Here is a 6637-nt window from a genome sequence, read left to right on the forward strand (position 1 = left end):
GAGCGTCCGGAGGGCGGCCGACGGCAAGACGCTGCCGGCCTATGACAAGGACACCGACGGCAAGCCGTTCAGCGGACCGAACGATTTTGCGCCTGACACGGATGGTGGCGTCTATTTTACCGGCTCCGGCAAGGGCGGCCCGCTGATCGACGCTTCGGCCTATTACATCAGCAAGGACGGCAGCGTTAGGAAGGTCGCCGGCGACCTGCACAATGCCAATGGCCTCGTCATGTCGAACGACGGCAAGATCCTCTATCTGGTCGAGACCGAGGACAACCGGATCATCGAATTCGACGTTTCGTCCGACCACAGCTTAAGCAATCGCCGCGTTTTCGTGCGGCTGGACGATCTCTTCCCGAACCAGCCGCATATCTGGCCCGACGGGATCAAGATGGACAAGGAAGGCGAGATGTATATCGGCCAGAGCCCGCGCTCGCTCGACGCGCCAGGCAAGATCATAGTCGTCGACAAGGACGCCAAGTTGTTGCGCACGCTTTCGGTACCGTCGCCATCGATGCCGAACTTCGCCTTCGGACCGGATGAGAAGATGCTCTACGTCATGGCGCTCGACCAGATCGATGCAGCACCTTGGCACGGCAAGGTCTACGAAGTGCCGAACAAATAGAACCTTCGCCGGCGGCTCGCGGCGCCGGCCCATTCTTCGTGACGCAATTCCGGACGGAAAACCGCTTCATACTTTTCCTGGAATTGCTTCAGCCGCCGAACCGGCTCAGCCAATGCCGGGCGAGGTCGGAGCGGCGGCAGACCCAGATGTCGGGGTTGGCGGTGATCTTGTCGAGGAAGCGCTCCAGCCCGATCATGCGGCCCGGCCGCGCCGCCAGCCGGCAATGCAGCGACACCGTCATCATGCGCGGGGTCGTTCGGCCTTCCTTGAGCAGCCAGTCGACGCCGTCGCTGACATATTCGAAGAACTGGCTGCCCGTCTCCAGGCCCGAGCCGCGCGAAAAACGGCTGTCGTTGTTGTCGAAGCTGTGCGGCACGACGAGGTGCCGCTTGGCACCGGCGTTGACGAAATAGGGCAGGTCGTCATTGTAGTCGTCGCAGTCGAACAGGAAGCCGCCATGTTCGACCACCAGCCGCCGCGTGTTGAGGCTCGGCCGACCGGTGTACCAGCCAACCGGATCGATCCCGGTGATCTTCCGCACCGTGTCCACCGTCATGGCGATATGCTGGCGCTCTTCCTCTTCGGTGAGCGGCGCGTAGTCGATCCAGCGCCAGCCATGGCAGACGATGTCGCTGCCAAGTTCGGCGATCGCCTTGCCTGCGGCTGGGTTGAGCTCGAGGGCGCGGCCGACGACATAGAAGGTGGGAACGACGCCCTTGTCCTGGAACAGCGAGATGAGGCGCCAGACGCCGACGCGCGAGCCGTATTCGTAGAGCGATTCCATGTTGCGGTTGCGCAGGCCGGGCACGGCAGGCGACACGGCAAGATCCGACAGGATCGCCTCGGAGACGCCGTCGCCTTCGCCGATCGAGTATTCCGCGCCTTCCTCGTAGTTGACGACGATGTTGAGCGCCAGTTTCGCGCCGCCCGGCCACTCAGCCTGCGGAGGCTGCTCGCCATAACCGATCAAATCGCGGGCGGGCAGATAAGGCGCGTCTGACGTCATGAAATCCCCTCGGATGAAGCCGTTACCAGGATTGGCGGCCGCGCATGGCGGTCAGGACACGCAGCACGCGGTCCATGATCTCCTGCGGCCCGACTGTTATCCTCAGGCAATCGGTCAGGCCATAACCGGCGAGGCCGCGCGCGATGATGTCGGCGCCGCGCAAGGCCTTGTCGGCGGCCGCCGCTGCCAGGGCGTCGGCAAAGCGCACCAGGACGAAATTCGTCCGGCTTTCGGGGACCTCGTATCCGGCGGCGCGCAAGCCTTGCGCGCAGCGATCGCGGATGTCCGATGTGAGCGCCACGATGCCGCGCGTATAGGCCTGGTCCTCGACAGCCGCGACGGCCATGGCGAGGCTAACCGTCGAGACCTGGTTGGAATTCTGCATCTTGCGCACTTCGGCGGCGATCTGGGGCGCGAACAACCCCCAGCCGACGCGCGCGCCGGCTAGCCCGTACGCCTTGGACAAAGTGCGCAGGACGACAGTGTCGCCGCGTCCGGCAAGCGCGAAGACGGCTTGCGGATCCTGGTCGTCGAATTCGCCATAGGCCTGGTCGATCAACAGGAGAACGTCGCCGGGGAGGGCCGCGCGCAGGCGCAGGAGCTCGGCGTTCTTGATGCGCGTGCCGGTCGGGTTGCCCGGATTGCAGACGAAGACGATGCGCGTTGCCGGCGTGAGAGCCGCCAGGATCGCGTCGATCGAGACCTCATAGCCGCGCTCCGCGGCCTTGACGTAGGCCGCCCCAACGCGCGCGGCCGCCGAGGCCGCGAAATTATAGGCATAGTCCGTGCTGAGCACGTCCGCGCCGGGACCGGCGAAGGCCGCGATGGTGCAGGCGATCAGCTCCATCGAGCCCGCGCCGCACAGGACAAGATCGCGCTCGACCCCATAGGCCCTGGCGATCGCATCGCGCAGCAAGGTCCAGTCCGGGTCCGGATAAAGGTGGCTGCGCGCCACTGCGTCCCGACCGGCTTCGATGGCGCTTGGGCTGGGTGGAAACGCGCTCTCGTTCTGAGCCAGCGTCGGCCGGTCGTAGCCGCCGAAATTCGCCAGCGCGAAAGCGGACATGGCCTCGATATGGGCGGTGGCTTTCAGGGGCACGGCATAAAGGTCCGGCTATCGGCTGTCGGCGAGGTTTTCCGCAGCGAGGCTAGGGCATGGTGGCCGAGCGGCAAAGCAAAATTCGCCGGCACAATGGGTAAGGGAATCTGGCCCATGCGGGATGGGTGGAGACAATACCGCAGCAACTCCTTGCGCCGCGGTTCCCCCCACACTCTGAAACCCTGATTCAATGCTTCAGCATATCCCGGTTGAAGGTGATTACCGGCGGCTTCCACCCGCCTGGCATGTCCAGGGATGCCTCATGGAAACTCCGTTCGATTTCGGCGGTATAGGTGCCGTCGTTCTCGAAGCGGTCCCAGAGGATGAAGCCAATGATGAGCGCGATGACGAACAACGGCCAACGCATCGGACAGTCCCTCAGATGCCCGATCGATATTATCTGCCTGCGCATCGAGAAATACAAGCTGTTGCTAATATATTGCGACTAAACCTGACATCCGCTTATGACTGGGAACTGCGGTGACGGAGCGAAGCGCGTCCTATGCTGGTCCTCGCCGGGCGTTTCCCGAGTAGATCGGTGCCTAGCCATGTCGGGCACAGGCCGTAGGTCAGCCGATTTTCGGCCGTTTCCTGAAAACTCTGTATACCTTGAGAAAATTTTGGCTCCCCGGGCCGGATTCGAACCAGCGACCAACCGGTTAACAGAGGTTTTCCGCTGACTTTCTCTGGACCGTCTTGCGACGGCCTGAAACATCAGAAGATGATGTAATAAAAGGCTTTTTTCGCTCTTCCGCATCTCGCGTCGTCGCATCGCGTCTCGACAAAGCGCGTGGATTCCTGTAGATCATTGTGTAGATCACGCGAACCGGTTGGTCGAGGGACGGATGCCGCAGAACGAGCTTACGGACAAATTCTGCCAGTCTGCGAAGGCGACTTCTGGCCGAAAGGTCGACTACTTCGACACGTTGGTAAAAGGGCTCGTCTTGCGTGTGTCGGCAGGTGGGACGAAGTCCTGGTATCTAGTCTATGGGCCGCCGGCCAAGCGCCAATGGCTGAAACTCGGCTCCTATCCGGAAATACCGCTTGGTGGTGACAGGGGAGCCCGTCAGCGCGCCCGGGATGCGCGTGCGAAGGTGGGAGATGGAGGCGATCCGGTCGCCGACAAGAAGTCGCTGGCGGTTTCCCAGACTGTTGCAGACCTAGTCGAGAACTACGTCAAGCGTCACGCCTCGACGAAGCGCTCGGGCGACGAGATCGCTCGCCGCCTTCGCAAGAATGTATCTGGCCGGGACGCCGACGGTAAGAAGTTGGAGGATTGTTCGGCGGGTTGCATTGGGGAGGTCAAGCTTTCCGAGCTGCATCGCCGCGATATCACGAAGGCGATCGACGCCGTAAGGGATCGCGGCGCCCACGTCGAGGCGAACAGACTCTTCGAAGACGTTCGCGCCATGATCCGATGGGCTAGAGGCCGCGGCGATCTTGATCAGAATCTCGTCGAGGGTATGCGCAAGCCCACCGAGACAGTTGAACGCGATCGCGTGCTATCTGTCGACGAGATCAGAACCATGTGGGGAGCCTTGGCAGACGCGGATATGCGGGAGTCGACGCGGCGCGTCATTCGCCTGTGTCTTGTCACCGCGCAGCGCGTAGGCGAGGTTTGCGGAATAACGGTCGACGAGCTCGACCTCGACGCCGCCTTGTGGACAATTCCGCCGTCGCGTTCAAAGAACAAGCGCGAGCATGCCGTCCCCCTATCGCCAATGGCCGTCAAGATCATTCGCGACCAACTTGCCGACGTGAAGGCGCTCGCCGAACGTAAGGGCAGGGCGATGCCGGCCTTCGTCTTGCCAGGACCTGGAGCCCGTGCGCCTGTGACCGGCGCCGCGATCGCCAAGGCGATCAAGCGTGACGAGGTCATGAAGCGCGGAACAGCGACGATCTTGGGCGTTGAGCCTTGGACGTCACACGACCTTCGCAGGTCGGCGGCAACGCACATGGAAGAACTAGGCATCTCGCCCTTCATTATTGCCCACGTTTTGAATCACGTAAGCGCGACGAAGGCCAGCATCACCAGCCGCGTTTATGCGCGCTACGATTACATGAGAGAAAAGCGAGAAGCACTCGAACTTTGGGCCGATCGACTAGCCGGAATTGTCAAAGGTGGCGCGGGGGTCGCGCCGTTCGGCTCGATGGACGCTGCGTGAAAGCAAGGATTCGCTCAATCACGCCCCGACGAGCAAAGAGGGCGATCGTCGAAGCCCTCTCGGTTGATACCTAACTGCCGCCGCGTCGAAATGATTGTCGGCGAATGAACGCGCTGTGCCTTGGTCAAAGGATTCGACGTCACCGAGCTACGAGCTTTCGGAACGCCGTGACAAGCGCACACCGACACCACCGCCATTTTCAGGTATGAACTCGATGCCGGCATTCTCAAGCGTTTTTTGGAGGAGGTATCGCGTTCCAGTTTGAGGAACAGAACGGTCGTTTTCAAAATTGCGAATGGTAACAGCACTAGCGCCGGAGCGCGCGGCAAGATCCTCTTGCGTCCATTTCAACAGTGCTCGTGCGGCGCGACATTGAGAAGAATCCATGCCGCAAACTGGTGATAACTTCCGAAAATCGCAAGCCTTTTCGGAAAACCTTGACAGTGGCTTTCTAAAAACAGACAATCCTTTCGTTTTTAGAAAGCGGCCGCATCGAGTGAGCGAACACTCGACGCGGCCTGACCACAACCCAAGCCGTATGGAGCTCGGATCATGGATGATTCCGACAATAGCATGAGTTTGTCTTTTATCACCCGGCGGCGCTTGCTGGCGGGCACGGCCACGGCCGCACTGGCATGGCCGTTCCAGGTAAGGTCGCGGGCCGCCGAACTTACGGGCGGTAGCGGCGCCGCCGATCCGGCGCTTGTTTTGTGCGGGAACTGGCAGGATTTCCATGACAAGACACTGGCGTTGTGCCGCGAACAGCAAAGGTTGGAGACACACCTCGCTAGGACGGTCGGCTTTCCCTACGCAAAGGTACGGCTTGCCGATGGTACGGAGTTAACGCTCCATTCCATGGAAGGCCTGAACGATGCCTACTCTCCTGAAATTGAAGTCGAATGGAGCAGGGCGGTTGCCGACTTTGCGGCACACCAGGCGCGTTGGGATGCCGCCGATGCTGAGATCGGCTATTCGAGAGCAGATGAACTGATACGGCAATCCGAAATAGCCGAACGCGAACTTCTGGATAATCTGCCGCAGACAGGGGCTACCTCCATGGAGGGCATTTTAGCTAAGCTGCTCGTTATCCTGCATGACGGTGAGCATTGGGAACGTCCCGCCGATTTCCCCTGGCCGCATATCCGCTCGGTGCTGGATGACCTCGGCCACCACCATAAATACTGATCCGGCGACGATCGCCAAAACGATAGGGCAACCGTTGGTTGACGGCCCTTATAGGCGGTGAGGAAGCAGTCTGCTCCGAAGGAATACGGACCGGAAAGCAGATAGGCGGTCAGTTGTGTGCGGCTCGCTCCGAAGTTGCCCTGCTTGAGCAACCCATCTTGATGGGCGCGAGGCCGACTTTGCCATGTTTGCTCGCCTCGGCGGCGCTCCTAATGGACATGGCACATAGGGCTCAAGCAATAGCCTCGCCGCCGTGACCGCTGCGTCTCGATGAAGGCCAGCTTTCCGCGCGGGGTGCATCACCCTCATCAGAACTTGTCGCCCTGGTCTTGCGGACGCCACGAGACGGGATTGGTGATCCAGCGACTGATGTCGGACTCGTGCCAGCCTGCACCGTGGATACTGATCTGTATCTGGCGTGGAAAGGTGCCTTCGGCGATCTTGCGATAGATCGTGGACCGAGACAGACCGGTGCGGAAAAGGACGGTTTTCAGGCGGATGATCCGGTCTGGTTCAGGCATGGCCGCACTGTCTCTTGCTGGCTGGTTCTGATTGCT

General features: G+C 61.1%; 8 protein-coding genes. 3 read left to right on the forward strand and 5 right to left on the reverse strand.

All coding sequences use genetic code 11. The annotated features are described in order from the left end of the window. Window positions 1-625, forward strand: a 625-nt coding sequence (locus tag FJ471_RS33810; RefSeq protein ID WP_140810774.1) for an SMP-30/gluconolactonase/LRE family protein, incomplete at its 5' end; no start/stop codon positions are given. An 88-nt stretch (window positions 626-713) separates the two neighbouring features. Here the strand turns inward: FJ471_RS33810 and FJ471_RS33815 are convergent. The 3 genes from FJ471_RS33815 to FJ471_RS33825 form a co-directional block, all read right to left on the reverse strand. Beyond that, complete coding sequence (locus tag FJ471_RS33815; RefSeq protein WP_140810781.1) at window positions 714-1631, reverse strand: allantoinase PuuE; 918 nt, start codon at window positions 1629-1631, stop codon at window positions 714-716. 22 nt (window positions 1632-1653) lie between these two features. Further along, on the reverse strand, window positions 1654-2730 hold the full coding sequence (locus FJ471_RS33820; RefSeq protein WP_246684912.1) for a histidinol-phosphate transaminase: 1077 nt from the start codon (window positions 2728-2730) through the stop codon (window positions 1654-1656). Window positions 2731-2917: 187 nt separating this feature from the next. Beyond that, a complete protein-coding gene (locus FJ471_RS33825) occupies window positions 2918-3097 on the reverse strand; it encodes a hypothetical protein (protein WP_140810789.1) in 180 nt (59 codons plus the stop codon). Between the two features lie 478 nt (window positions 3098-3575). Between FJ471_RS33825 and FJ471_RS33830 the strand changes: the two genes are divergently transcribed. Continuing rightward, window positions 3576-4895 carry a site-specific integrase gene (locus FJ471_RS33830; protein ID WP_140810796.1) on the forward strand — a complete coding sequence of 440 codons (1320 nt, stop codon included), beginning with the start codon at window positions 3576-3578 and terminating at the stop codon, window positions 4893-4895. A gap of 147 nt (window positions 4896-5042) precedes the next feature. On the opposite strand, the gene FJ471_RS33835 is transcribed toward FJ471_RS33830, so the two are convergent. Beyond that, window positions 5043-5282: a helix-turn-helix transcriptional regulator gene (locus FJ471_RS33835; RefSeq protein WP_140810804.1), complete on the reverse strand. Its 240-nt coding sequence runs from the start codon at window positions 5280-5282 to the stop codon at window positions 5043-5045. Window positions 5283-5447: 165 nt separating this feature from the next. Here FJ471_RS33835 and FJ471_RS33840 point away from each other — a divergent pair, with 165 nt between their 5' ends. Then, window positions 5448-6080 (forward strand): hypothetical protein, encoded by a 633-nt coding sequence (locus FJ471_RS33840; protein WP_140810809.1) that lies wholly within the window; start codon window positions 5448-5450, stop codon window positions 6078-6080. A 308-nt stretch (window positions 6081-6388) separates the two neighbouring features. On the opposite strand, the gene FJ471_RS33845 is transcribed toward FJ471_RS33840, so the two are convergent. Next, window positions 6389-6601: an AlpA family phage regulatory protein gene (locus FJ471_RS33845; RefSeq protein WP_140810811.1), complete on the reverse strand. Its 213-nt coding sequence runs from the start codon at window positions 6599-6601 to the stop codon at window positions 6389-6391. Between the last annotated feature and the right edge of the window lie 36 nt (window positions 6602-6637).

This window comes from Mesorhizobium sp. B2-7-1 (genome assembly GCF_006440735.1).
GTDB lineage: Bacteria > Pseudomonadota > Alphaproteobacteria > Rhizobiales > Rhizobiaceae > Mesorhizobium.

Excerpts from the sequence above, each read along its gene's own strand:
- FJ471_RS33815 (WP_140810781.1), bottom strand. The coding sequence starts at position 1,631 with ATGACGTCAGACGCGCCTTATCTGCCCGCCCGCGATTTGATCGGTTAT.
- FJ471_RS33830 (WP_140810796.1), top strand. The coding sequence starts at position 3,576 with ATGCCGCAGAACGAGCTTACGGACAAATTCTGCCAGTCTGCGAAGGCG.
- FJ471_RS33835 (WP_140810804.1), bottom strand. The coding sequence starts at position 5,282 with ATGGATTCTTCTCAATGTCGCGCCGCACGAGCACTGTTGAAATGGACG.
- FJ471_RS33845 (WP_140810811.1), bottom strand. The coding sequence starts at position 6,601 with ATGCCTGAACCAGACCGGATCATCCGCCTGAAAACCGTCCTTTTCCGC.
- FJ471_RS33825 (WP_140810789.1), bottom strand. The coding sequence starts at position 3,097 with ATGCGTTGGCCGTTGTTCGTCATCGCGCTCATCATTGGCTTCATCCTC.
- FJ471_RS33840 (WP_140810809.1), top strand. The coding sequence starts at position 5,448 with ATGGATGATTCCGACAATAGCATGAGTTTGTCTTTTATCACCCGGCGG.